Source organism: Enterococcus sp. AZ071 (assembly GCF_050499065.1).
GTDB lineage: Bacteria > Bacillota > Bacilli > Lactobacillales > Enterococcaceae > Enterococcus_A > Enterococcus_A ferrettii.
On sequence record NZ_JBIPAS010000001.1, the window covers coordinates 2612449 to 2638518 of the forward strand.

Genomic DNA, 26070 nt, shown 5'->3' on the forward strand with positions numbered 1-26070 from the left:
AAGGGAGTAAGCCTTGTTCAAATGACTGCTATCTCATTTATTCCTCAACAGGATGAAAAGGATTGCGGCGTTGCCTGCATCGCCATGATTCTAAAGCAATACAAAACCGAAATCCCGATCCATAAGCTGCGGGAGCTGTCGGGAACCGATTTAGAAGGAACCTCCGCCTTTGGCTTGAAAAAGTGCATTGAGCAGCTGAATTTCGACTGCCAGGCGATTCAAGCTGATCAAGGCGTGTGGCAGGAAAAAGAGCTGCCTTTTCCCTTAATTGCTCATGTGATTATTGATGATACATATATGCACTATGTTGTCGTGTACGGCGTAAAAGGGGATACCTTACTCATTGCTGATCCTGGTCAAGGAAAGCTTAAAAAGAAGATTACCGATTTCGACCATGAGTGGACTGGAGTACTTTTGCTAATGACTCCAGCAGCAGAGTATCAGCCGAGCAAAGAAAAAGTCGCTGGCCTGACCTCTTTTCTCCCGGTTTTGTGGCAGCAAAGAGGACTTATTTTTCATATTGTTCTAGCAGCCTTATTTATTACCTTGTTTGGTATTGCCAGCTCTTATTATTTTCAAGGAATACTTGATTTCTTTATTCCGAATCAAGCAATGTCTACCTTAAATATCGTCTCAGCAGGATTAATCGCTGTGTACTTGTTTAAAGTATTGTTTGAGTACAGCCGTAATTATCTGTTGGTGATTTTAGGGCAGCGAATGAGTATGGCAGTTATGCTCCGCTATTTTAAGCATGTGCTGACTTTACCGATGAGTTTTTTTGCTACTCGGAAATCAGGGGAAATTATTTCTCGCTTTTTAGATGCAAATAAAATTATCGATGCGCTTGCCAGTGCCACATTATCAGTATTTTTGGATATCGGGATGGTTTTCATTGTAGGAACAACCTTAGCGATTCAAAACGGACCGCTTTTTTTGATAACCTTGGCCTCTCTTCCTTTTTATTTGGCTGCGATCTTAGCCTTTGTCCGCAGCTACGAGAAGGCGAATCAGGCAGAAATGTCGGCTGGTGCAGTTTTGAATTCCAGTATTATTGAAAGTTTAAAGGGGATTGAAACGATTAAAGCCTACAATGGCGAAGAAAAAGTCTATAATCGGGTGGATCGGGAGTTTATCCAATTGATGAAGTCCTCCTTTAAGACGGTCACTTTAGATAATGTTCAACAAGGAATCAAGCAAGCCATCCAGTTGGTGAGCAGCGCCTTGATTTTGTGGCTAGGGTCTTACTACGTTATCGATGGCTCAATTAGTATTGGGCAGCTGATTACATACAACGCACTACTGGTCTTCTTTACTGATCCGCTGCAAAATATCATTAATCTGCAGGTGAAAATGCAAACAGCTCAGGTTGCCAACAAACGGTTGAACGAAATCTTTGCTATTTCTTCTGAAAAGGAAGAACAAGGTGCCGCAAAACACTTCTCTTCTACTATCTTCCAGCAAGGAATTCAGCTAGACCAGCTTTCTTTCTCCTACACGATGAAGCTGCCTACCTTAATAGATATTACCTGCACTATTCCACCCAATAGTAAAATTGCGATTGTTGGTGTCAGCGGTTCAGGAAAATCAACCTTAGCGAAGCTGCTGGTTAATTTCTATGCTCCTAGTGAGGGGCAGATTCGTTTTGGTAACGTCAATATCCTGGATATTCAGTCGCAAGAATTACGGCAGCGAGTGACCTATGTTCCCCAAGAGTCTTTTTTCTTCAGCGGAACAATCTTGGAAAATCTTACCTTTGGCTTAGCATCTCTGCCGCCTTTTGAGCGAATTTTAGCAGTATGTGAGCAGGTTCAGCTCACTTCCTTTATCGATCAACAGCCTTTACGCTTTGAGACTCTATTAGAGGAAGGCGGCGCGAACTTATCTGGTGGCCAACGCCAACGTTTAGCGATTGCTCGAGCACTGCTGCAGGATGCAGATATTCTGATTTTAGATGAAGCTACCAGCGGATTGGACACCTTATTGGAGCATGCTATTATGCAAAGCTTACTGCAGTTGGAGGATAAAACAATTCTATTCATTGCCCATCACCTATCCTTAGCTAAAGCCTGTGAACAAATCCTGGTTATGCATGAAGGACGGCTGGTGGAACAAGGAACCCATGAAGAATTACGCTGCAATCATGGAATGTATCAACGCTTGTGGGAAATATAGGAGGACTCTGTGATGCAAAACAATCAATGGTTGGATCATTCCACCGTCTATGCCCAACACCACTCTACCTTCTATCGCTGGATTCTCTATCCAGTAATTGGGGTCTTAGTATTAGGCAGCTTGTTTTTGTTTCTTGGCAAGACCGAGGTAGTCATCCGCGCCAAGGCTCGGATTACCTCCTTAGAAACAAAGAAGCTGCAAACACCAATAAATGCAAAAATAAAAGAAAATCATCTAACTGAAAATAAGGAAGTCAAAAAAGGCGAGCTGCTGCTGTCCTTTGATACAACCGGGATCGAGATCGAAAAACAGCAGCTGGAGCAGCAAAATACTTCCTTACAGGAGCAACAACAAGCGATTCACACCTTTATTGACAGTCTGAATCAGGAAAAAAATCTATTTGCGGCAGAAGATTCTTACGGTTACGCCAATCGGGTAAATGCCTATTTAGCAGCAAAGGAAGAAATTCAGGAAAGCAATCAACAGCTGCGAACCAATCAGCAGCAGCAACAGGATGCCTTCAACAAAACCAATACTCAGTTGACGGATCAATTAACTAAACGACAAACTGAACAAAGCCAGTGGCAGCAGGTTCGATCTGCTTGGGCCGGCCAGCAAGCTTTGGCAGGCTTTCCTTCAGACATCACGTCTAAATATCAGACTTGGCAGGCACAGCTGGCTGCTAGTCCTGATGAACAAAAGGAAGAGCAGAAGGCCAATATCTTAAGCACAATCGATACACAGCTAAGTCAGCTCAAAAATGAAATCGAACAGCTGCAGCTGGAACAAGGAAAGTTAGCAGCACCTCCATCGGCTGAACACGAGATCAATGGACAAGCCACTAAGAATACCCAAAGCAAAGAGCAGGCTATCTCTGAGACAAAGCAAAAACTATCAGAAATTACCGAAACAATTGCTCACAACAACAGCAGCCTGCAATCCCTAAACGAGCAATTAAAAAACAGTCAATTGCTGGCTCCCTCAGATGGTGTTCTTCACTTAAACGAAGAAAGTAAAAATATCTCTGAGCTGCCAAAGGGAAGTCTGGTGGCAGAGCTGTACCCAAATCAGCCAAAAGACTCGATGGCTTTTACTGCTCAAATTCCTGCGAACCAAATGAGTCATGTCAAAATAGGGATGCCTGTTCACTTTAAGTTAGATAAAAAAGGGGTTTCTGAAAAAAGTATCGATGGCACACTAACGCGAATTGCGGAAACCAGCGATCTGACAAAAGACGGCGCCTTCTATCAGGTGGAGGGACAACTCTCCATCGAAGATCAGGCAATCACTCGTTATGGATTGACTGGCGACCTGTCCTTAGTTGTCGGCAAGAAAAGTTATTGGCAGAAGATTAGAGATATCTTGTTAAATCAAGAGTAAGGGTCTTTTTATGGAGGGAGATCGGCTTTATTGGCCGGTCTCATTTTTTGTGGGGTCATAATCGGAACATGGAAATTGTCTTTCAGAGGGTAAACGCGTGTGGTACAAAAAAGAATCCTGCATTTAAAGTCGTAGCTGCAAGATTCTTACGAGTAGTTATAAAATCAGAAATAAACGCCTTGCTAGTTTATCCATTGTTTTATGGAGTACCAAAACATTTAAAAGCAGAAGACAAAACAGAAGAAAAGAATTGCAGAACACAGAAAATAGCGTGGGTTCAATTGCTAGAAATAATTGATGGATACTTACGAATAAAAAAGGAAGTTGCATGACTGCTGTAACTACTCCCGGTACATAAGTATGATACTGCAGGCAAAAAAACAAATGTGCGACCAGATGCAAAGTATAAACAATCATCACATAAAAATACAACGAATTAGTGCCTGCATAAGAGCTATACAATGAAACACCAACCAATATCAAAAGTTCTTCTACTACTCCGATTGCCAGCACTGAGCCGTCCGTAACTCCTCCAAAAAGCGGTCTTTTTTTAGAAAAGACTTGTTCCTTATGAGACATCACCCACTTTGGAACCGTGATGATTTCTTCAAAATCATGAATGACAAACAAAATTGGCAACCACAAATAATTACTTAACATAATATTCTCCCCTCAAAATAGACTCAAGTGTGTCTATTATGATAAAGTATCCTTATGGTGAGTTCAAGGAAATTGGGAAATAGATACATATTGCTTATTTTGTGTCTACTTTAGCAGGCTAAAAGGAGGCTCCAATGAAGAATAAAGGAAATGCGAAATCAGATTATTCTAAAAATCAAATTCTTGTTTCGTTAATTGACAACATGCGCAATCAAGAATTTGAGAAGATATCTATTAAGGAAATAGTAGATCAGGCGGAAGTTTCTAGAAAAACCTTCTATAGAAATTTTGATTCTAAAATCGAGGTGTTGGTATTAGAGGTTGACGCTATCGTTGCGGCATACATTTCAAGGATCAATGAAGCGACAAATTTGAGCTTTGAAACTGTCGTCCTATTGGTATTCTCAACAGCTGAAGAGCATGCTCTATTTATCGAGTTATTGGTAAGAAATAATCTTCTTTACTTATTAACCGATAGGCTGTATGAAGAGATACTTTTGATTTACGAAAAGAAGAAAGCAGAAATCTTCGAGCAGTTTGGAGAAATGACAATCGCTAATACGCTGCTTTTCAGCTTTGGAGGATTTGAAAAATATATCAAACAGTGGATCAAAGAGACGCCTCGAAAAACGCCTCTGCAGGTTCAGGAGGATTTTAAGAGAATCATTGAGCTATTTATAAAGTCCTCGGAAGGAGCCTAATAAATTACGTTACGATCCTGCCTCTCAGACCCTATCACGATCCATGACTGTCACATCACTGATCACTAGGATACTCACATAGAAATTGAATGAATAATTTGCCATCCATTGTAACAGTTGATTAACAAGACTAAAATGATCACTCCTTGAAAAACCAAGGTCACTTTTTCTGGTGATAGGATAGTGCGAACTTTACTTCCTAATAGCCCTCCGATAATTGCTGCTGGGACAAGAAAAGCCAGCATGGATAAATCATAGCGGGCAAATCCAGAAGTAACCGCAATTGTCACAAGCTTAGACAGTTGAGAAAAGAAGATTGTGGCGATAGAATAAAGCGTCGCATCTTTGATTGGCAATGAAAATAGCAGCATCAAAAGGGCTACATTGATTGGTCCGCCGCCAATCCCTAGCAGGCTGGCTAAAAATCCTAAAATCAGCCCACAGGCTAAATACCATAAAACACCAGAAAATTCGAAATTTTTCCAATCGTACTTCGTGTACAAAAATGCTAGAACTAACGTCACGATCGTCAAGATAATCTGGATCAATTTTACTAGTGCTTCATCTGCAAAGACTTGCAGGAAAAATTCAAAAGTTAAATTCCCTAGAACACCACCAATGATTGCTCCACCAGATATCCAGCCAATCAAACTCCAGTTGAATTTGACGCCGCTCCCTATCTGTCGGAATGTAGAGACCAATGACATGGTGAATACCGCAACAGTCGAATAGAACGATATTGTTGTTACCGAATCAGCCCCAATAAAGTCAAAGACAGGCTTAATGATGACACCACCGCCCATTCCAGAAATGGCCCCGACTGTATTGGCTAGTATAATCACAATGAAATAGAGCAACCCAACGATCATAGCTTAGCACCTTCCACTAACTTCATTATTTTAGGAATCTGCGGAATAAAGCTTTTTAATAAAGCCTGATAACCGCAAAAATCTGTTCTTTCATCTACATACATTGCATCCTTCATTCGTTTGCAGCCGCCACGACAAAGATCCTTAAAAGGGCAGGTAGTGCATTTTTGTGGCAACGTTGTTCGGGAACATAAAAATTCGCGCGCGATATCCTTTTCAAACAACTCTCGTAATGTGCTTTCTTGAATATAGCCCATTCGATACTCATCCAATACATAGAAATCACATGGGTAAACACTGCCATCTGCTTCTATTACATACTGCACCTGGCAATTTCCTAATATCCCACAGGCCGTTACTTGACTTCTTGCTAGCAGGTTAACAATGTCATCGAACAGCTTGATGCTAATGTAATGGCCTTGTTCTAATTCTTTCAACCACAAACACAGCAGCTGTTGATAAAAATCGGCAAAGCTTTCTGGTGTCAAAGCATACGTGCTTCTCTTCGTCGCATTCAGATCATCTAAACAAGGAATGAACTGGATAAAATCAATTGCTTGTTCTTTGATAAACTGGAAAACTTTTTGTGGTTCTCTAGCTAAAGGTTTCGTTAATACACATAAGATGTTGTACTCAATCCCATATTTATCGAATAGTTCCTTAGTCTGCATAACCTTTATGAAGGTTCCACGTCCACGCGGATCTACTCGATTCATATCATGATAAAGCGGATGACCATCAATCGATAAACCCACCAGAAAATTATTTTCTTTCAAAAAGTGACACCACTGACGATTAATAATGACGCCATTCGTCTGTATCGCATAGTTCACTTGCACTCTTTTTTCCTGTGCATTCACTAATGCCACTACATTCTTAAAGTACTCCAAGCCAGCCAGTGTGGGTTCGCCTCCTTGGAAAGCCAAAGATAAAGAATCTCCATTTTCCAAATCAACAAAGATGTTTTTGATCATACTTTCTGTAACATCCGTCTTCATTCTTCCGTAAGAGCGTACTTCTCTTAACGAACTAATATTAGCATAAAAACAATAGCTGCAGCGCAGGTTGCATAAGGATGATGCAGGCTTTATCAGAACTGAAATGTGCTTCATCTTGTTTCCCCTTGTCTAACTTCCTAGTTAATTCTTTTCCATACTCGACTGTACGATTCTCCCTAAGGTTGTAAAAACAGGCAAAGGTACTCACCGTTCCGTGCAGCACCCTCACCTTAACTATTAATAAATAATCTGCCTCATCTTATTTGTAGCTCACAATTGAATGTACCTGTTACACTTTGGAAATCCAGATCGGTGATCCCCAGGCAACCTGCCCATCGCTTTGAACAACTTTCGCAAAATAACTGGTTTCTTCTTTAGTTATAGGTATTACAAATTGATCCGAGATTGCATATTGTTCTTCAGTAGCGGCTTGGTAGAGCTTTACTTTGTACGCATTATGATACCAACTGTCGCTACGATAGTACTTTTCTAATCCAACATGTTCCTTCAGCAATTCTTTCGCTTCATCTTCAAAAACAATTAAATGACTGGTACGAAGCAGGTCAGAGATTAGATAGTCTTCTTGTCGTCCATTGATCGTTAAGCTCATCTTAGCCGAAGGGAGTGCTTCAATTTCAAAGATAAACCCTTCATTACGCATAGCCGCATCTCTCATCCAATGATCGCCGCCATTTTTTTGTGATTTTGCTTGAAAAGCGACTTTCTGCTTATTAAGCATTTCATACGAATTATCAAAACTGCTATAGACCTGCTCAACAGAGATTACGTCGCCATCGACCGTAAGTTCTCCCTGCCAAATCTTTTCATTAAACTCAGGGAAAAATTTGATATTGGGTCCCCAACCGCATTCCATGCGAAACTTCACTCTAACCGGAGTATTAGTATCCGTCTGGGTTGCTAGCTTTCCTAGATGAATCTGATCCAATTCACCATTTTTGTATAACTCTACTCGTTCGATTTTTCCATTCGCTACTGTGGCAATGTCCAGAGCCAGCTCTTTCTGATCAGTAGTAAAAATACTTCCCATTGGATGATCGTCACATTGCATCCAGACACTAATTTTCGAATCTGTAAATCCATAGGTTCTTCTCTCAGTGAAGGCCTCCCAGATCGCTTCTTTTGAATATTCTGCCGCCCAAACACCTGCTCTGCCATTTTTTACCATTGCCGGTACCTCATGGTTATCGCCAGAAGCAATGATGCCAAAATGTTGGCCCTGCTTCAAGCCTGAGACCACCGATGTGTCTTCTATTCTCGGTCCCATATGAATATGGCGTTCCATCGTTAGATTCGTCCTGTCTCGTTCAGAACTGCCGTGGTGCGAATAGACTTCTACAAACGGAGAAAAATGCTCATCATGTGTCTGCCAATTTTTACCGCGATTTCCTAATGAATAAGCTAAGTGGTGAGGAATACCAATCACCGCTTGAGCCTGAAAAAGTTTTACCAGATCCTGGTAACGTGGGGATAACTGGATATTCGCCTGCTGGTCGTTCTTAAAATAAATGTTATGATCACCATCTTCTCCAGTTCCCTGCCATTCATAACCAATAAAGCTGATATAATTTTCTGTTTTATTTTTAGTCCCCAGACAGTCCTTGATAAAATCCCATTGCTCTTTCATCAGCTCAGAATCAATCTCTTCTTCTGCCTTGAAGCCTCCAGGACACTGCACCATATGATACGGATAATAAGCGAGAGTAAAGAAGTCTACTACGCGTTTACTATGTTCATACCACTTAGGCAATCGCTCAATTTGATCAGGATGAAGATTCAAGTGCAAATCAGTAATATAATCTTGATAGTCCATTCGTTATCCTCTTTCTCCTACATAATACCTAGCGCAACCATGGCAGCAGCAAATACTAAAATACCCACTAACAATTTATTGGTTGACCAGCCTTTTTTATCAACTAATAAATAGCTGACAAGTGCGACGATTAACGGCATTAAATTGGGCATGATTTTATCAAGAATCTCTTGAATGTTGATCGTCATGTCCCCAGATACGTATTGAAAAGCAATAGGTGCTTGAATCGTGCTAGAAGCAACTCCACCAATTACGATTAACCCAATCATGGTCAAAGCCGTAGTAATTTTGACCTTCATTGCTTCATTAGTCAGTACCTTCACTGCATCCAATCCTAATGAGTAGCCCTTCACAAATAGCCAATACTTCATCGTGACGACGATCGCTAACCAAGAAATCAAGAAGGTCAAAGGACCTACAGCAGAACCATTAGCCGACAAACCGATTCCAATACTCAGTAAAATGGGGTTCAAGGTTCCAACTAAAATTGAGTCTCCGATTCCTGCCAAGGGACCCATTAGCGCATTTTTTGTACTCGTTAAAATGTCTTCATCAAAGGAATCATCGTTCGCATACGTTTCTTCCAATGCTAACGAAATTCCTGGAATGATTGCACCAAGTTGCGGTTCAGTATTAAAGAACGCCAAATTCCTCTTAAGTGCCGTCCGCAGCCCATCCTTATCATCCTTGTACAATTTCTCCAACGACCCCGAAAGTGAATGAGCAAAACCAGTTCCCATCATACGTTCATAGTTATGAGAGCTTAGGGCAAAGAACATCCAACGCCATGAAGCAACCGACACATCTTTTTTTGATAGTTTCACATTAGTCTTCATAATTTCCCTCCTCGTCTTGATAAAACGGCAATGAATCATTCATGGCTGCCGAAGTCGATTGTGTCCCACTATCATTTTTGTTGTATCTGGCCATCACATAGATCAAGGAAATTGCGATTGCTATAAAAACTAATGCTGTTGTTGTAAGTTGGAAAGACGAGGCAAACACCCAACCAAAAATGAATAGGAAAATCATCCACTTCTCCTCAACAATTTGCTTCAACAAAATGGCAAAACCTAGTGCCGGCAGCATACGTCCACCAATTTGCAAAAAGTTTAGAACAAGCTCTGGCAGCGAATTCAATAATTTTTCAGCAAATGGTGCGCCAAAGTAACAAGTCAAAGATACAATTAGAAACCGTTCAGCAAAGGACACCGATGTTCCCATAATATTAGAGATGCGAACCCCACGTGCATCAGCCTGCTCCGCACAGCGGTCTGCTCTGTGGGAAAATGCCGCTTGAATAGTCATAGTAAAATTGTGTAAAGCTACACCCAATGCTCCTAGTGGAACAGCAAAAGCCACTGCTGTCTCAGCACTACCGCCAGCTGCTATCGCTAGTGGAATCCCAATGAAGCCTGCAAGGTTCAAATCAGAAGGCACTGCTCCGCCAGGTGTGATCTGTCCAATAAAAATGGCTTGCACGGCTACCCCGCAAAGGACCCCAGCTTTCACGTCACCCAAAATCAACCCACAAATCAGTCCTGCTACCAACGGACGGCCAATCCCATACCATCCACCCGTTGTACCAAACAACCACGGTACCTGATTACGTCCAAGATAAGCAAATAACCCAATTAAAAGTGCTTGCCATAATGCCATTTTTTCTCCTCCTGTTATCCCTTTTTATTTATTGATAATTTCATCAAAATCGACCTTCGCATCATTGGGAACCATTTGAGCAGTAAAATGCGTGCCATCATGGATCAACGTTTTAATAATCGCTACTTCTTCTTCCGTCAGGTGCACGGTCTTCCGATAAGAAGTAGTTCCTGGACGGTTAGGTACATTCCCCACATTTACATCCGCAAAGCGATACCCCAGCTCCGCTAACTTCTTCAAGGTTTCAACCCGTTGAAGGATCACCAATAACTTTTCTCCAGGATAAGAATCCTTATTGTTCAAACGCTCCACCGCTTTTTTAGAAGATAAGATCGACAGCTTCACTGAATTCGGCTTAGCCATTTTTAACGCCATCTTCTGCATCTCGTCCTTCACCGCACAATCATCAATCACCATAATTCGATCAATATTTAGTTTAGGTGTCCAAGCAGTCGCAACTTGCCCATGAATACCACGTGCATCAATTCGGACATTCTTAACTTCAAACGGTTCTCCGCTTTTCGCCCGAGCTGACTGAGTAAGGTGTTTTTCTGTTTGAACTGGTACTGTTTGCTGAGGATTTTTTACATTACTAATTCCAGTCTTGCCTTCTTGAATAATCTGTTCAATGGGCAAATCTCCTAGTACAGCCGTAACCGCCATTGGAAGATTCATTCCCGCTGCTATTTGCACTTTTTCATTGTCAAAGTATCTCTCAACAACCCCGTTACAAGGTGATCCACCAAGTAAATCAGCAAAAAACAGTATTTCTGTATACTCTGTCAATTGAGAATCTAGAGTGGCTAATTTGTTTTGAAATTCCTCTTTCCCATCTTCCGGCGACAACGAAACTACAAAGATATGTTCTTTCATGCCAGTGATCATCTCAATGGAATGCTTCATCCCTTTAGGCAGATCTCCATGACCTACAAAAACTATTGCTCTCATATAACTCCCCCTTTTCTAACCCCCGAAACTATCATAATCATTTGCATTTTTTGATCCCGCTGAATAAGCTTCTCGTTTGTTCACTCTCCATTCTTTTTGTACTTCAATTGGTCCTTTTAGAAGCGGATCATTCGTACGGACCATAAAATCCTTCAACAGTTGTCTCATCTTGAGCAATTCATTTTTGTGCTGCTCATCTTTTGCTAAATTATTTTTTTCATAAACGTCGTAATAAAGATCGTACAGACATTCTGTGTCTTTGGTTACTTCGTCCAATCCATTCTCAGCATAAAACTCTTTCACTGGGGAGCTATCTATATTCGATCGATTGATCTTCAGATACTCTGTATCGAAAAAACGAATGTATTTATATCTCTTTGTTCTTACAGAACGAACGGGTTCATAAGACGTATGGAAGTTAATCTCTGAAAAAACAGCATCGTCTCCCTCGTAGTCCTCTCCTGTAAATAATGGAGCAAAACTCTCTCCTTCTAAATATTCGGGCTTATCCAGACCAATTAAGTCACATAACGTTGGCAGTACATCAATATGAGAAATCAGGCCGTCAAAGCTCTTCATTCTCTGTTTGGAATCAGGCACACGCATAGCCAACAGCACGCCCACTCCACTATCATTCAATGTACATTTTTCAAACGGATAAGCCAGCCCATGATCGGTAGTTAAAAGAATAATTGTTTCATCATACAAGCCGTTTTTCTTAAGTGCTTCTATTACTGCTCCAACATTTTCATCCGCCGTTCTCAAACTCGTTTTAAAGCGGGCATAATCTTCTCGCGTCAGTTCATTGTTAGGAATATTAATGGGTGGTTGGGTGTAATTAGGATCCTCCCCTTCGTGTATCTCATCTGGAAATGCTCGGTGTGTTGCATGCATCCCATAAGAAACGAAGAATGGTTTTTCAGAGTCATATGCAGCAAGCCAGTTCACCAAGTTATCCGCATTGGCTTCATCCCAGTAAATTAAATCCTTCTCAGAATAGTTCGAATGATCCCCACTCAAATCCTCTTGGTAACCCAACGAACCGATGGCCATTTCATGACTTGTATAGTAGCCAATCTCATGTTGTACGCCGCATAGCGCTGTACGATACCCATTTTCTGCTAACAAATGTGCGAGATGCAGCTCCTTATCTAAGCTAAAGCCTCTCTGAGCAAGTCCCAGCATGCCATTTTGATGAGGAAATACCCCTGTCAACAAACCCGCACGACTAGGTGAACAGGTCGGTGCAACGCTGAAAGCATTTTGGAATAAAAGAGACTCTTCACATAGGCTCTGATAGTTTGGCGTATGCACGCCATAACCGTAAGAACTTATCACCCGCCCTGTATCGTGGGTATGAATATAAATGATATTCATAAACTTCCTCCTTCTTTTGATTTCACCTGAAATATAGCACCCTGTGAAAACGATAACAATAGGTCACGGTCATTTTGATACAATAAATTTTTTTGGTATAATACAAATTGTAAAGAAATGAGACAAATTTTCCTATAATTGCTTATTTGATCCCTCTATTCATCTTAACAAAGTAAGAAAGGATTGATACCAATGACTTCAGAAGCACTCTATAAATCTATTTTTAACGATCTATGTAAACAAATTGAAGAGGGGGTTTTTTCAAAGGGAGATATTTTACCGACAGAGGCAAAATTAGGAAAAAAGTACAATGTCTCCAGAGTGACCATTCGCCAGGCGATGCAGCTGCTAGCTGAGAATGATTATGTAAAAAAAATACAGGGAAGCGGCAGTCATGTGACCTACTCTCCTGTAAAAACAACATTGGATCGTTCTTCAAAAATTCGTTCCTTTTCTGAGGAAATGCTCAGCATTCAGAAAATTCCCTCAGCTCAGGTTCTTAAATTTGAATTGGTTTTCGCATCAAATCAATTAGCAAAAGAGTTGGATCTAGAAGAAAAGGACCCCCTTTTTTATTACGAGAGGATTCTGTTTGCGGATGAGGAACCTTATTGCTTCGAATATGGCTATATGCCAACAAAATACTTTCCCGATTTTACTATAACCAATCTTACAGGATCAAAAATGAAATACATCGAGGATGAACGAAATTTTTCCCTAGTTTATAGCCAACAAATCGTACATGCAATTCTTGCTGATGAAAAACTGCACGATTATCTTAAGGTTTCACTGAACTCTCCTCTTCTTGAGGTTACTCATTTTGCTTATACTAAAGAGGCCTTACCTTTGCATAAAACATGCACTATCTTTGATTCTACAAAGTATCAAGCTCATTTTATTAAAATAAAATAGTCGACAACTTTATTATCCAATTGATCCCTTAGAAAATAAAGAACTTTCCTAGCAAAAAGTCGTGTATCAGTGTCGTCCCTTCACCAAACCAATACTAAATCTACTCCGTCTAATCGTAGTAGATTTAGTTCTAAAAACATACATCTGCAGTTGCAAATAAAGGTATTCTTCGTTGCTGACATCACAAAAAAAGCTAAACCTCTGTGTGTTAGGTTTAGCTTTTATGCTGATTAGCAGCTCTAATTTATTAATAGCCATATCTAATGTTCGATAGAGAAGATAATTTTTCCAGCTTGCTCGATTGACCCGCCGATAAAGTAACTCCATCTTCTTTAAGTGCATTTGAAATATCTAGATTCATCCGACTCAAAATAAAGGGCACAGAGGATTCTTTTTTGGTTAACTCTTCTTTATAGGTCCCTAACACCTGCTGCAGGGACTTATTGTCTGAATTGTCAGCTAATTCATTCAATAAGTCGGTAATGATAGCTAGTGCTTGTTCTCCTCGATCTTTTCCTCCTGAGAACCATTTCAATTTGCTCATACTCTTTCACTTCCTTCAAACTGCTTGTTTTATCACTTAAAATCCCTATAAAAAATACCTATCTCAATTGCACACAGCTATCCTTTGTTCCAGCCAGCAGCACCACCTGTAGCCCAATTTGCTGCGGCATTGTTCCCGATAATCCCAATCGCTTTGCCCCAATCTACTGAGCACGAATATTTCCCGCAGGAGAGACCGTTGCCGTAGTATTTTCCACCAGTTATTTCTCTCAGTTCTTTAGTACTTAATTCTTTAACGTTTTGCATATTTCGGCATGCTCCTTCAAGTTATTTTAGCACAAAAGTACTTTATCACAGCTAATTTGTTCGCGTGAAAAACCATCCTGAACCCAGAGAACTTTATCTTAAAGCATCCTTTGTTTAGTAAAAAATGTTCTACGTCTACAGAAAAAGCCTTACTCAGATTGAGTAGGCTTTACTCTTTGTGTTTTTCCTATTTGTTTATTCCAGTTAGAGAATGTAAAAATCTGATATGCAGAAAAATTCATATTAAATTATTAGTTTCAGCTGATCAGATTTTTTCACTCCATTATAATACATTAGGTGTATTTTTCCAGTCATCTCACAATTGTGAAAAATGAATACCTAACTAAAATTCCTTCTCGCTTCTAACGTCTCTGACCTAAACCAATCAAATCTACCGCATCAACACGCCTTGGTTTAATCGTTTCGATTGATTCTCGACATACCCAGGTTGAAAGTTTTTCAATAAACCATTCAATAGGCTCATCCCCAGAAATAGCTGAGCAATTCCAGACAGGATATTCCCACCATCTTAACTTCAATAGAGCATGACAGATATCTTCGCTAAACCGATAACGAATAATTTTAGCTGGCACTCCTCCAACAATTGCGTATGGAGGGACATCTTTGGTTACTACAGAACCAGCCGCAACTACTGAGCCAGTTCCAATGCAAATCCCTGATTTCAATAATACATCTTCCCCAAGCCAAACATCGTTCTCGATAGTTACTCCTGTTTCGTTACTTTTTTGTTGATCAAAGGATGTTTGAGAAAAGCCACCGACTTGGGCTTTTTGGTCAAAATTCCAAGATTGACCAATAATTTCTCTAGGGATAGTTACAGGCGACGTGGTAAATCGAGTAAGTGGATGCTGTGCGGACATCAGTTTAACATTCGAAGCAATTGAACAATACCGTCCAATGATAGTTTTTGAAGGAAACATACTTGAGGAATAACTGTATATTCCCATAGTTGGTAATGTTTTATCAAATGAATTTACTGTGTAAATACAATTACTCTCCATAAAAAAAGCCTCATCAATTGTTAAATAATGACTATCTGCCAGACCCTCCTGCTTATATACTGAAAAAAATATTTCTTCTCTCTTAAAATAATTCCTAATTTCCGGGGTGATTTCAATCGTTCTCATGCTTTCTCCCTAATCAGCTCAGAGGTTTGACTTATTTGCCCCCTCATCCATTTTCTTTATTGTATGGCGAATTGTCAAATCAAGTGCAACACTTTATTGAAGAAGACTTCATAAGGTGTCTTCCAACCTAAACATTTTTTTGGTCTGCTATTTAGTTTTTCAACCATTCGATAGATCGTTGTATCTTCCACGGTATCCATTTCTTTTGTTTTCGGTAGATATTCCCTAATCAATCCATTCGTATTTTCATTCGTTCCGCGTTGCCATGGCGCATGAGGATCAGGAAAATAAAACGGAACGCCTTCCAAAGACTGGGTGACATCGAAGTGTTTAGAAAATTCTTTTCCTCTATCTGGAGTGATGGTTTTGACAAGCTCTCTATCAACAGTATTAAATAGTTCTGTCATCTTTTCGCAAACGTAAAGAGAATTTTTCTTGAGTGCTTTCCCTGCTATAAGAAAACGAGATTTCCGGTCAGTTAGCGTCACTAAACAAGCACCTCCTGTTTTCCCAGCCACTGTATCAGCTTCCCAATGCCCAATTTCACTCCGTTTTTCAGCAGTTTCAGGACGGTCGTGAATAGAGTGAGTGATTCGGATTTTCCCACGAGTTTCTGTATGGTTCTTAGTATGACGCGTTTTTCCTCTATGACGTAAAGAACGAACTAAACCGCGATTTCCTTTAGACAATGGAGTGATGTCAAACGTTCCATTATAAATTGCCCGATAAATCGTCACAAAACTGATGTGAAAATCGGCTTGCTCATAAGCTAATCGATTAGAAATCTCTTCTGGCGACCATTGAAGATCGACAAATAACCGGCGGACGATTGACCAAATCCGTGAATCATCTAGGATTTTATGTCGTCCACAATTTTTTCTGCGTACTTTATATTTCTTATTCGCATGGGAAGGTGAGTATTCTTTTTCACTATTTCTACTCAGTTCACGAGAGATTGTCGATTGGCTTCGATGGATGTCAGAACCAATCTCTCTAAGAGAACAGCCATTTTCATGGAGCAGAAAAATCCTTTCTCGCTCGACTATGGTAAGATGGGTGTAGTGGCTCATAATTGAATTCCTCCTGATAGTGTTCTTCGACAGACCTATTCTAGTTGGAAATTCGTTATGAGTCATTTTTTATGTGTTGCACTTAAATTGTAAATTCAAGATACAAATAATCCCAAAAATCTCTTTCCCACTGATCCAGTGTAGAAAGATGCTCCCATGGCATCGAATGTTTTTCAAATTCAACAAAATGTCTTACTTTTACCTGTTCTCTAGCCTTATGTATTTCTAAGAATTTGTTTGGATTTGTACTTTGGGCCCAATTAAATAACCAACGATCGTCTTTTTGATAGTTATACTCATAAGGCAATAAGCGAACACTTTTTTCACAAAGAATATTTAGGATTGTTTGATCTAAATAAAGGAACTCGTTTTTGTTTATCAGACTTAAAATTTCTTCAGGAGTGATCAACTCGTTGAACTTAGCAACATTAAAAAGGATAAACCCGGAATTAAAATAGTTCTTCATCGTCTGAACACCGAAATGCTCTGCACTATCCTCTTTATCGCTAATAATCGTAAAATAAAAATCTCGAACTGCAGCAATCGCCTTTTCTTCGGATATAAGCTCAAAAAAGGTAGTTGCATCACCGTAAACAATCGTATCATTATCTAAATACAGAATACTGTCATAGCTGCTAAAATATGAAGGCAGAAATAATCGCCACAATGTGACTTCTGGAAACCGCGAATTACTATAATTTTTTATTCCTGTTACTATTTCAGGGGGATACCAGATACTAATAGATACGTTTTTCTCTCCATAAAATTTAGCGATACTTTTCAATTTTATTATTTCTTGGTTTCCCAGCTCACTAACAACAACTAGTATATCCAGAGGTTCTTCCCCCTCATAATTGTGTACAACTGAAGCAATTGATACTGCAGCTAATTGTATGTGGGGCCCAGTAACACAGTAAACGACTGCCTTTTTCTTCATAATTCACATCCAAAAATTCTTTATAAGAGACTTCTTGCTCTCCCTAGTAGAAGATCTTTCCACTTCTATCATATAACATAGTTTTTTTGATCTACTGCTTCTTCCCAAACTTGGGAAACAACCGGCCAATACCAAAAATTTCAATACTATGTTGTAAACTGTTAGCTGGTTAAATTCAAAAAAGACTGAAAAGCCGGATCTAGTGCACGATCAGCTTTTCAGTCTTTTATTCTAGTATTTCTACTTTTACAACCTTAGCAAAAATGGCTGGATATACCTCCAATATGGGTCCTTCATAAGTAACCTTCACATAACTACCATCCGGAATCTCAGTAACCACGTCATCTACTCTATACCACATATACCCTGATCCTGCTATCGCATCCGTTAACTCACTAGAAAATAGAATATCCTTGTACTCCTTTTCCTCTAAAGGATTCTGAAATTTTTCCCGCTGATCTAGGTAACCCTCCCAATAGTAGCCTTCTAAAGAACTACTCTCTTCTGACAATGTAGAACTGCTTTCAACTGGCTGGCCATTAGCACTGCTACTTGAAGAAGACCCAGATGATCGGTTAGGGGCTGGCACAGAAGAATCTTTTCCAATACTGCTCATTCCAAAAAGTATAAATAAAAATACGATAAAACCAACAACTATTAATCCATTCCTTTTTCTCATACTACTCCTCTTTCACTTTTAGATAAGCAACTTGTCAGTGATCGATCAAGACAATTATATCATCAATCATCCTATACCTAAATCTACCGAAAGGATCTTACTCATTTATCAGGAAGTACAATCATTCGAAAAACTATTCACGATTGATTCTTCATAGGTTCAGGATTATTTTAACTATACGGAAACATTAAGCCGTATAATCAGCTTGTATCAAAAAATTAGCAGGAAAGAAAGTGAGTATCTATAAAAAAGGTACACAAATTAACTATCCGTGAAACACAAAAAATCATTGGTGGTATCTATTATGGCAATGGAGTGAACTGCGGAAAATATACTTGTACCGTTAATTGGGGCCAATCGTGGAATGAAAGCTTAGATTAATGGGGCAATTCTCTAGTTGGCGGCTTGCAAAATATACGTCAAAAATAAATTCTGGGAAGGAAGTTTTTTATTTGAAAGACAGTAAACTATTCGAATTGATTGATAAATCATACAACGAAGATCTCTCAAATCAGCCGGCAAAGTACAAGGAAACCCTTTTGGAGAGTGCAAAAATGCTGCATGAGGGTTCTGATGAGCTGAGTGTTTGTGCGCGCATTTATAAGAGCTATAATGAGAATTTATGGTACCTATGAGTTTTCCGAAAGAAAATAGACTGTTATATCTGTACATCCTCGATGAACTAAAAAAAACAGATCAAAAAAGGTTGCGTGATTTTACTATGGGATATGGACTTATTTCAACTCATATTACTTTTAAGCCCCTTTAAATCGATGAATAGGGATGTCTTGCCTTTGAAAATTAATTTCAGTACGAAAAAATAAAAAGCAACCCCTCCATCACCTTTACAAGTCTGGACGAATCGCTATGTTTTCTTATCCAAAGTCATACTCTCGATTGGATTTCACCAATCCGATTGAGGTGGCAAAGAGCCAAGATTTGGCCTCAAGTTCGATCCTCAATTTTTCCAATTCTTTAAACGTCAGCTTGTTTTCTTTAAGCTGTTCTCTTTTTGGTGCAAATAATTCTTTCATCATTAATTCCTCCTACTCCGATAGTAAAATCGCTGCTTATTCTAAAAGATACCTTTGATTTTCAGCGCGAAGCCCTCTGGTTGAAAACAATCCGCTTTTGAATCGTTGGGTGCGGAAAAAATCGACATTCATATCCTTTATTCCTGATCAAATACTGGGAGGGGCACGAATAATTCTTTACTGACAGTCAAATAATCCTTAAGCTTCAATTGTTTCCAGCGTATCAAGTCGTTTCGTCATCCAAAAGAAATCAATCGCTTGTCGCTTGAAAGAAAATAGAAAAATATGGTAATCTCTCTTCAAATAGAACAAGCTTGAAACCTTGCGAGCTGTTAATACCAATCTCGGATGATTGTGTGCCTTGGCAAAAGCTTCACAACTGGCCATCAGCTGATCACCGATAGATTGGCCTTGATATTCTGGTAACACAGCGACCTGCCGCACACGGGCGACCCGCCAGCGGTACAGCTGGACAGAAGCTGTACCGACGACTTCCCCATTTTCAATTGCTACAAAAACAATCAACTTTTCTTCTTGTTTATAATCGATTTTGCTGCCGAGTACTTGTTTTCGCAATTTCACGGCACCAAAATGTTCTTTACTAAAATGTTCAGCAATTCTTATCTCCATCCACTAAACCTCCTTGCTTTTTACCAGTTTTCCCAATCATTTTCATGGGGGGCTTGATCGTCAGAAGCATTGTTTCTTGGATCATTGTCCCAAGGCCCAAAGTGATTAGGACCAAAACCCCGCCCCCGGAATTCATTGCGCATTTTTTCTTTCCACGCTCGTTTCAATTTACGTCGTTCATGAGGCGTCATGCGGCCGAAATCATTCATCATTGGATCAAATTGCACCCGAATTTCTTTTAAGGCTTCAATGGCATCAAAAGGATTGTTCGGGAAATCAGGACCATCACCAAACTCTTCACTCCAACCAGTAATTACTTTATTCAACAATTGATCCAATGTATGTTGTTCCTCTACCGTTAGACCAGCAAAGAAATTTTCTGATCGTTCTTCTTTTTGCTTCGAAGGACTGACCTTCTTACGACCTTCGTCTGTGATATACACACGCTTAATCCGTTTGTCTGTTTCATCCTCGCGTCGTTCAATTTCCCCACGTCTTGCTAATTTGTTTAACACTTCCGTTAATGAGCTTGGTCGAACATCCAGTATTTCTGCCAAAACACCTGAAGTTAATCCATTTTCCTCTGCCAAAATATCTAAAATAAGCTGTTGTGTAGGAGCTTTTTTCTCACATTTTCCAGCATCCATCACTCGACGACTAGCCTGACCAACATAGGACAACCGCTGCAATAATTCTTTTGTATACTCACTCATAGTGATTCCTCCTCATTTACTTAGGTACCTAACCTTTGATAAATCGAATTATACTTAGGTACCTAACCTTTGTCAATGAATTTCCTTATCTTTTTATTTAAATAACTTAGATATCTAAGAAAAGGCTATCAAATAGACCCCTTAAAGGATTAAAAAAATGTATTCCTTTTGCTTGCAACAAACGTATCAAATCTTGCAACAAATCAAAAATAGATATTCTCATTAAATTTCCCGTGCTATTCTAAATTCAATCAAAAGAAAAACTTATTTGGAGGAATTCATTATGAAAAAAAACAGTGTGAAATTTGGACAGGCAGTGTTAGGTATATTTGGTTGGTTAACGGGAATTATGGTGATAGTAAGGGGAACAGACCAACTGTTGGGAATTCTGCTAACAACCGTAGTTTGCGGAATGATTGCTAGTAGTGTACTCACGCTTCTTTATCCGTTAATTTGGGAAGGTACTAAATTGAACAGAGCTTGGAAAATTATTATTTCAGCAACACTCAATCTTGCGGCAGGTTCTGCGATTATCGGATTGCTTATACCTGCAATGCTGATGATGCTTTTGCCTTGGATGCCTGCAATGCTTTTACTAGGACTTATCCTGCATTCGCTTTGTTCGCTGTTTTATCCGCAGATGAGACAAACAGGTAGTTAATAAGTGACTAGCTCAAATTTGAGCAATTTTATCCGACAAACTTTTTTTAATGAAAGAAGTAAACCAGCTTTAAACAAACAGTCTAGATACAATAAATAACCAGACAGAAAATCTGTCTGGTTATTTATTGTATATTGCTGGCTTTTCCTATCTGGTATAACTCAATTTAAGAAAGTTGCTTTATGCTGGCTCATCGGCTAGCTGATTGGTATCCTCTTGAGTAATAACAAAGTTCACAAGCTCTGATCCATCAGGTCTCAGATAGATTACTTGCACTTTGACATCTGGGAACATACCCTTCATTCCATCAATTACTGGTTTCAATCCTTTTACCATTGTTGGCTTTAATGCTTCGCCATCAACCTCAACTCCTGGATCTTGCGCAAAGGTATACGTATAGATAAGCGTACTATTTTCTCCCTCAGAAATAGCAATATCTGAATACATGCCTCCTACTTGCTGCATCAAACTTGGAACTTGCGACTGGGCAGCTTCCACCATTAGGGAGAAATTACTAGAATTTCCAAATGAACTGGTAGTTCCAGTCTCTGGCAGCTCTGAACTAGATGATTCTAGTAATTCTGAGCTTGATGTTTCCTTTGTGGACTCAACAACAGTCGATGAAGTTTCTTCCGTTGGCTTGGGCCTAGATGCCCTTCTTGGGTTGCCTGTACAGGCTGTTAGACTTAACATTGTTACTGTGGCAAAAAAAATACAAACCATTTTCTTTTTCATAATTAACCTCTTTCCAATTTTCATTTTTTCTCTCCCATTTATATTTTACATGAAAATTACTCGTTTTCAATTTTTTTAGGTATAATCTTACCAGATTTTTTTAGTCCGTTTTATTTGAGTACAAAATATAACGCAAAATAAACAGATTTCAGCTTTTTTTATAAAATGAATATATTCCTTTCGTATTTTGTAGCTTTTAGCCTGAATTTACTCTCTTCTAATTTGTTTCTGAAGAATTTAGGACTCTCATCCCTAAAAAAAAGACCACAGATTTTACTCTGAGGCCTCTCCTTCTACTGTTTTCCTTTATGCATTGCTACTCTATGAAGTTCATTGCTCTGAGCAGCCTTTTTCTTCCCTAAATGTTTCATGGTTGCCCGAATAAGAAGCGATGCTGTGAAGCCAACAGCTGCGAAGAGTGCAAAAATTCGCAGAACTGTTGTATACGAATGAAACAGCTCGGTAATTTTTCCCAAAAGTAGGTGGACGTTGCTTTTTTGACATGCTATTCTCCCCTCTGCAGCGCGGTCAGCAGTTCTGTATTTCGTTTCGGCTGTTTACGCAGCTGCTTCTTCTCAGATACAAATTTCAAGTTCATCATTGGAATTCCTCCTCTGCCTTCTCTCTAGTTTACCCTATCTATAACGCTAGTCTCAGCATTTCTTAATAAAAAATTAATCCTTCTTACCCACAGATGATCCCTTATTTTTTACTATTCAATAATGCTTGTTATGCTATACTTATTTTTAAGGGAGTTGGGGCAAGATGGATTTAGACCTTATTATGAAGGGGAAAAAGCTTTCGGCCAATGAGCAGGAAATACTTGAATACTTGATCAGCCATGTAGATCAGTTGGAAGGAATTTCCTTACGTGAACTGGCTCAACGCTTATTCACTTCACCAGCAGCGATTGTCCGTTTGGCACAAAAATTGGAATTTTCGGGCTATCTGGAGCTGTTCTATTTTCTCAAAAATCAGTTTCGTCCTAGCAGCCAAGGCGTTTCAGCGACCATTGACTTTAATATTGATACTAAGAAGATCGAGCCTTCTATCCGCGTAATGAAGGAAATTTACGCCCTTAATAAGGATAAATTTGTGACTATCTACGCCACTGGCTTTTCTAGTATTATTGCCGATTACTTACATAAGAAGCTGCTGGTTAATGGGATCAAAACATTGTTTGTCAGTGCAGGAGATTCTTCGGGGATCATCAGCAACAATACCGATAATATCAGCATGCTCATCAGTATTTCCAAATCAGGTGAAACTCAAAAGGTAATTGAGAAGATGACCTTCTGTCAGGAAAGGAATATTCCCAATATTCTTTTTACTGGCAATTTACATTCACGAGCGGAACAATTGGCTACTATCAGCTTTGAGGTAGCAGATGAGCGACCGTTAGATAGTCAAAATATAAAATACAACAGTTTTTTTGGGAAGTTGATGCTGTTATTAGAATATATCGTTCAGGAATTTGTTCAGGAATGAGAAGTTGGGTTAATTAAAAAACAAGGAGTTTTTGGCAAATGAAAAAGTTGTTAGCATTTATTGTCTTAGTGATTGTTTTGTCTGGGTGTTCCAAAGGCAAGGTTGAAAAAAGAGACTTGCAGATTGACAGTAGAAGTGACGGAAAACCCGTAGAAATATACTTCTCAGCAGTTGGGGACAATTTGATTAACGATTTTATTTATAAAAACAATCAGAATGCAGACGGAACTTACCGTTTTGATTATATGTACGAACCAACCCGCTATTTAACCAGTGAGGCTGATATTTCCTACATTAATCAGGAAACAATTTGTGGCGGCGAAGCACTAGGTTTATCCGGTTACCCATCCTTTAATGGTCCTACAGAAATCTTGGATGCCGTTCATGGCGCAGGTTTTAACTGGCTGGCAACAGCTTCTAACCATTCAATGGATCGCGGCGAAAACGGTGTTGTCAGTCAGTTGAATTATCTAGAACAGAATTATCCGGATATGACGGTCACCGGCTCGCAGCGATCGGCACGGGACAGCCGCTTGAAGGTAAAAGAAATAAACGGAGTAAAAGTTGGGTTTACCACCTATACTTATGGCTTGAACGGCTATGCGCTGCCCTTAGGCAAAGAATACTTGGTGAATCTTATTGATGATGAAACAATGAAAGCAGACATGGAGGAGCTGAATCAAATCAGCGATGTCCAAATAGTCAGCATGCACTGGGGCCAAGAGTATCAGTCTGTTCAAGATGCCGAACAAGAACGCTTGGCACAACTTTTAAGTGATGCAGGCGCAGACGTAATTATTGGCGGACACCCTCACGTAATTCAACCGATGGATTATATCTCTGGCAGCAGCGGCAATGAAACCTTAGTAATCTATTCCTTAGGTAATTTTCTTTCTTCTCAAAACGAAAGTGACCAAATGCTAGGAGGGATGGCCCGTGGGAAAATCAGCTACAACAAAGCCACGGAAGAGGTCAGCTTCCAAGATGTCACTTTTTGGCCAACCATTACCTATATCGGCGATAACTATCAAACTTATGAAGTTTATGCTTTAAAGGACTATACAGATGAATTAGCTAATCAGCACATGCTGCATATTTACAACGGACAAGACATGTCACGAGACTACTTCATCAATCGAGTAAATGAAATTATGAATGATAAAGTAGAGCTGGTTTATTAAAAAAACTTCCTGCTGTCTCAAGAGGTTCTTTCTGAAATTTTGGTACACAACTTCAGAAAGAACCCCCAAAACAGTAGGAAGTTTTTGCTTTTACTCCTTAAAATATTCCTTTGCAAGCATCTGATACTCCTTGGCACAAGACTCATCTGGCACAAAGGTCTTACCTGCCTCTACTATCCGCTCGGGCTGCTGAATCAAATAATACAAACCAAAAAGGGGTTCGTTTTCTTCCGCATACATACAAGACAGACCTAAAAGATCCGCAGTCATCTGAGTTAAAGCTGACGTTTGAAAAAATCCGCCGCTAACTGATAAAGCACCACGGGCACCTACCATACCAGTTAGGATACGAACATTCATCAGCATGCCCTCTAACACTCCACGTATCATATCGGCCTTCGTATGTTCAATCGTCAAATGTTTAAATTCAGCCTTTTTATTCGATGACCAAAAAGGGGCGCGTTCCCCATTTAAATAAGGGAAAAATCGTAAGCCTTTTGCTCCAAGAGGAGAGGCTGCCAAAGTTTTCGGCAGCTGCTGATAAAAAGTAGCTGGCTCACCGATGGCTTGAGCTGCCCAAGCTAAAACACAGCCGCCATTATTAGACGGTGCACCAATTACATAATGCTTGCGATCCAGATAATAACAGAAATTCTGCTTTTCCTCATCAAAATGAGCTTGCTCGGTAATATTGCGGACAGCCGTGCTGGTTCCGATGGTTAAGCTGCTGGTATTACCGGTACGATAAAAGCTGGCATAGGCTGTCAAGCAACCGTCACTGGCTCCTGTAATAACCTTTGCTTCAGCAGGCAAACCTAGATTAGCTGCAGCTGCTGAATGGATAGGAAAGGCCGCCGTTGTGTCCGTCAGTTCTGCCAATTGCTTTGGAGCTACCTCTAAATACGCCAATATTTCCGAATCCCATTTTTGGGTTTCCAAATTAAACAAGCCAGTGGCCGAGGCGATGGAATAGTCCACTCGAGCTTTTCCCGTAAAGTATTCCATCAACAGCTCCTTAATCCCCCACCAATGAACATTTTTCGGGTAGCTTTTTTGTTGACCAAAGTATAGGATTTTGGCAAACGGTGACATAGGATGAATGGGTGTACCCGTTCTTTGATAAAAATGCTTCGCCAAGTCAGTGGGTTTAAATTCCTCGATCACCTGACTGGCCTGTTCGTCAGACCAGATAAAAATCTTTCCCTTCACACCATCCACTACCGGCATGACACTGTGCATTGCTGTGCTAAAGCTGATCATTTCAACCTGTTGCCGCAGCTCAGTGGGAATCTCTTTAATCCCCTGAACAAACGCCTGCTCCAGCTCAGCTGACTGCTGATATTTTATCGGTCCTTCTACGTAGGTTTTCAAGTTAATCGCCGTCTGATAAAGCAGCTGGTTTTCAGCAATTATTCCTAATTTAATTGCCGTTGTTCCTACATCAATTCCTAAAAAAGCCTTTGTCACTTTGCTCACC

Annotated in this window: 28 protein-coding genes; 9 read left to right on the forward strand and 19 right to left on the reverse strand. The window is 39.8% G+C overall.

Annotated features, from left to right (window positions below):
- Window positions 1-21 precede the first annotated feature (21 nt).
- A complete protein-coding gene (locus IGI49_RS12935) occupies window positions 22-2172 on the forward strand; it encodes a peptide cleavage/export ABC transporter (protein WP_429965002.1) in 2151 nt (716 codons plus the stop codon).
- 12 nt (window positions 2173-2184) lie between these two features.
- Window positions 2185-3552 carry a bacteriocin secretion accessory protein gene (locus IGI49_RS12940; protein WP_429964821.1) on the forward strand — a complete coding sequence of 456 codons (1368 nt, stop codon included), beginning with the start codon at window positions 2185-2187 and terminating at the stop codon, window positions 3550-3552.
- Window positions 3553-3708: 156 nt separating this feature from the next.
- On the opposite strand, the gene IGI49_RS12945 is transcribed toward IGI49_RS12940, so the two are convergent.
- Window positions 3709-4212, reverse strand: a complete 504-nt coding sequence (locus tag IGI49_RS12945; protein WP_207700660.1) for an HXXEE domain-containing protein — start codon at window positions 4210-4212, stop codon at window positions 3709-3711.
- A 134-nt stretch (window positions 4213-4346) separates the two neighbouring features.
- On the opposite strand from IGI49_RS12945, the gene IGI49_RS12950 reads away from it, so the two are divergent.
- Window positions 4347-4913, forward strand: coding sequence for a TetR/AcrR family transcriptional regulator (locus tag IGI49_RS12950; protein WP_207700661.1), 567 nt, complete (start codon window positions 4347-4349; stop codon window positions 4911-4913).
- Between the two features lie 74 nt (window positions 4914-4987).
- Here IGI49_RS12950 and IGI49_RS12955 read toward each other — a convergent pair whose 3' ends face one another.
- The 7 genes from IGI49_RS12955 to IGI49_RS12985 form a co-directional block, all read right to left on the reverse strand.
- Window positions 4988-5779: a sulfite exporter TauE/SafE family protein gene (locus IGI49_RS12955; protein ID WP_429965003.1), complete on the reverse strand. Its 792-nt coding sequence runs from the start codon at window positions 5777-5779 to the stop codon at window positions 4988-4990.
- Window positions 5779-6894: an SPASM domain-containing protein gene (locus tag IGI49_RS12960; protein ID WP_429964822.1), complete on the reverse strand. Its 1116-nt coding sequence runs from the start codon at window positions 6892-6894 to the stop codon at window positions 5779-5781. The genes IGI49_RS12955 and IGI49_RS12960 overlap by 1 nt, the downstream gene beginning before the upstream one ends.
- Before the next feature lie 175 nt (window positions 6895-7069).
- On the reverse strand, window positions 7070-8611 hold the full coding sequence (locus IGI49_RS12965) for a hypothetical protein (protein ID WP_429964823.1): 1542 nt from the start codon (window positions 8609-8611) through the stop codon (window positions 7070-7072).
- 17 nt (window positions 8612-8628) lie between these two features.
- A complete protein-coding gene (locus IGI49_RS12970; protein WP_429964824.1) occupies window positions 8629-9447 on the reverse strand; it encodes a PTS system mannose/fructose/sorbose family transporter subunit IID in 819 nt (272 codons plus the stop codon).
- On the reverse strand, window positions 9437-10270 hold the full coding sequence (locus tag IGI49_RS12975) for a PTS mannose/fructose/sorbose/N-acetylgalactosamine transporter subunit IIC (protein WP_207700665.1): 834 nt from the start codon (window positions 10268-10270) through the stop codon (window positions 9437-9439). Before IGI49_RS12975 ends, IGI49_RS12970 begins: the two co-directional genes overlap by 11 nt.
- A gap of 24 nt (window positions 10271-10294) precedes the next feature.
- On the reverse strand, window positions 10295-11218 hold the full coding sequence (locus tag IGI49_RS12980; protein ID WP_429964825.1) for a PTS mannose/fructose/sorbose transporter subunit IIAB: 924 nt from the start codon (window positions 11216-11218) through the stop codon (window positions 10295-10297).
- 15 nt (window positions 11219-11233) lie between these two features.
- Complete coding sequence (locus tag IGI49_RS12985) at window positions 11234-12595, reverse strand: sulfatase family protein (RefSeq protein ID WP_429964826.1); 1362 nt, start codon at window positions 12593-12595, stop codon at window positions 11234-11236.
- 192 nt (window positions 12596-12787) lie between these two features.
- Between IGI49_RS12985 and IGI49_RS12990 the strand changes: the two genes are divergently transcribed.
- Window positions 12788-13507, forward strand: a complete 720-nt coding sequence (locus IGI49_RS12990; RefSeq protein ID WP_429964827.1) for a GntR family transcriptional regulator — start codon at window positions 12788-12790, stop codon at window positions 13505-13507.
- 247 nt (window positions 13508-13754) lie between these two features.
- Here the strand turns inward: IGI49_RS12990 and IGI49_RS12995 are convergent, their stop codons facing one another.
- The 6 genes from IGI49_RS12995 to IGI49_RS13020 all read right to left on the reverse strand — a co-directional run bounded on the left by IGI49_RS12995 (window position 13755) and on the right by IGI49_RS13020 (window position 18151).
- Window positions 13755-14051, reverse strand: coding sequence for a bacteriocin immunity protein (locus tag IGI49_RS12995; RefSeq protein ID WP_429964828.1), 297 nt, complete (start codon window positions 14049-14051; stop codon window positions 13755-13757).
- A gap of 77 nt (window positions 14052-14128) precedes the next feature.
- A complete protein-coding gene (locus IGI49_RS13000; RefSeq protein WP_429964829.1) occupies window positions 14129-14317 on the reverse strand; it encodes a leucocin A/sakacin P family class II bacteriocin in 189 nt (62 codons plus the stop codon).
- 362 nt (window positions 14318-14679) lie between these two features.
- A complete protein-coding gene (locus tag IGI49_RS13005) occupies window positions 14680-15465 on the reverse strand; it encodes a CatB-related O-acetyltransferase (protein WP_429964830.1) in 786 nt (261 codons plus the stop codon).
- Between the two features lie 74 nt (window positions 15466-15539).
- Window positions 15540-16535 (reverse strand): IS30 family transposase, encoded by a 996-nt coding sequence (locus IGI49_RS13010; RefSeq protein WP_429962504.1) that lies wholly within the window; start codon window positions 16533-16535, stop codon window positions 15540-15542.
- An 82-nt stretch (window positions 16536-16617) separates the two neighbouring features.
- Window positions 16618-17472, reverse strand: a complete 855-nt coding sequence (locus IGI49_RS13015) for a glycosyltransferase family 8 protein (protein WP_429964831.1) — start codon at window positions 17470-17472, stop codon at window positions 16618-16620.
- A gap of 226 nt (window positions 17473-17698) precedes the next feature.
- Window positions 17699-18151 (reverse strand): hypothetical protein, encoded by a 453-nt coding sequence (locus tag IGI49_RS13020; RefSeq protein WP_429964832.1) that lies wholly within the window; start codon window positions 18149-18151, stop codon window positions 17699-17701.
- 297 nt (window positions 18152-18448) lie between these two features.
- Between IGI49_RS13020 and IGI49_RS13025 the strand changes: the two genes are divergently transcribed.
- Both IGI49_RS13025 and IGI49_RS13030 read left to right on the forward strand, forming a co-directional pair.
- The gene (locus IGI49_RS13025) at window positions 18449-18532 is read left to right on the forward strand and encodes a leucocin A/sakacin P family class II bacteriocin (protein ID WP_429965004.1); all 84 of its coding nucleotides are present in this window, start codon (window positions 18449-18451) and stop codon (window positions 18530-18532) included.
- A gap of 71 nt (window positions 18533-18603) precedes the next feature.
- Window positions 18604-18786, forward strand: a complete 183-nt coding sequence (locus IGI49_RS13030; RefSeq protein ID WP_429964833.1) for a hypothetical protein — start codon at window positions 18604-18606, stop codon at window positions 18784-18786.
- Between the two features lie 240 nt (window positions 18787-19026).
- Here the strand turns inward: IGI49_RS13030 and IGI49_RS13035 are convergent, their stop codons facing one another.
- The 3 genes from IGI49_RS13035 to IGI49_RS13045 all read right to left on the reverse strand — a co-directional run bounded on the left by IGI49_RS13035 (window position 19027) and on the right by IGI49_RS13045 (window position 20528).
- Window positions 19027-19185, reverse strand: coding sequence for a hypothetical protein (locus IGI49_RS13035; protein WP_207700687.1), 159 nt, complete (start codon window positions 19183-19185; stop codon window positions 19027-19029).
- Between the two features lie 198 nt (window positions 19186-19383).
- Window positions 19384-19815 (reverse strand): GNAT family N-acetyltransferase, encoded by a 432-nt coding sequence (locus IGI49_RS13040; RefSeq protein WP_207700688.1) that lies wholly within the window; start codon window positions 19813-19815, stop codon window positions 19384-19386.
- Between the two features lie 20 nt (window positions 19816-19835).
- Window positions 19836-20528, reverse strand: a complete 693-nt coding sequence (locus tag IGI49_RS13045) for a MarR family winged helix-turn-helix transcriptional regulator (RefSeq protein ID WP_207700689.1) — start codon at window positions 20526-20528, stop codon at window positions 19836-19838.
- 283 nt (window positions 20529-20811) lie between these two features.
- Here IGI49_RS13045 and IGI49_RS13050 point away from each other — a divergent pair, with 283 nt between their 5' ends.
- The gene (locus tag IGI49_RS13050) at window positions 20812-21189 is read left to right on the forward strand and encodes a hypothetical protein (protein ID WP_429964834.1); all 378 of its coding nucleotides are present in this window, start codon (window positions 20812-20814) and stop codon (window positions 21187-21189) included.
- Window positions 21190-21369: 180 nt separating this feature from the next.
- Here IGI49_RS13050 and IGI49_RS13055 read toward each other — a convergent pair whose 3' ends face one another.
- Window positions 21370-21924 (reverse strand): hypothetical protein, encoded by a 555-nt coding sequence (locus tag IGI49_RS13055; protein ID WP_429964835.1) that lies wholly within the window; start codon window positions 21922-21924, stop codon window positions 21370-21372.
- 765 nt (window positions 21925-22689) lie between these two features.
- Between IGI49_RS13055 and IGI49_RS13060 the strand changes: the two genes are divergently transcribed.
- Window positions 22690-23412 (forward strand): MurR/RpiR family transcriptional regulator, encoded by a 723-nt coding sequence (locus IGI49_RS13060; RefSeq protein ID WP_207700692.1) that lies wholly within the window; start codon window positions 22690-22692, stop codon window positions 23410-23412.
- A gap of 38 nt (window positions 23413-23450) precedes the next feature.
- Window positions 23451-24593 carry a CapA family protein gene (locus tag IGI49_RS13065; protein ID WP_429964836.1) on the forward strand — a complete coding sequence of 381 codons (1143 nt, stop codon included), beginning with the start codon at window positions 23451-23453 and terminating at the stop codon, window positions 24591-24593.
- A 90-nt stretch (window positions 24594-24683) separates the two neighbouring features.
- Here the strand turns inward: IGI49_RS13065 and IGI49_RS13070 are convergent, their stop codons facing one another.
- Window positions 24684-26069: a gluconokinase gene (locus tag IGI49_RS13070; protein ID WP_429964837.1), complete on the reverse strand. Its 1386-nt coding sequence runs from the start codon at window positions 26067-26069 to the stop codon at window positions 24684-24686.
- Between the last annotated feature and the right edge of the window lies 1 nt (window position 26070).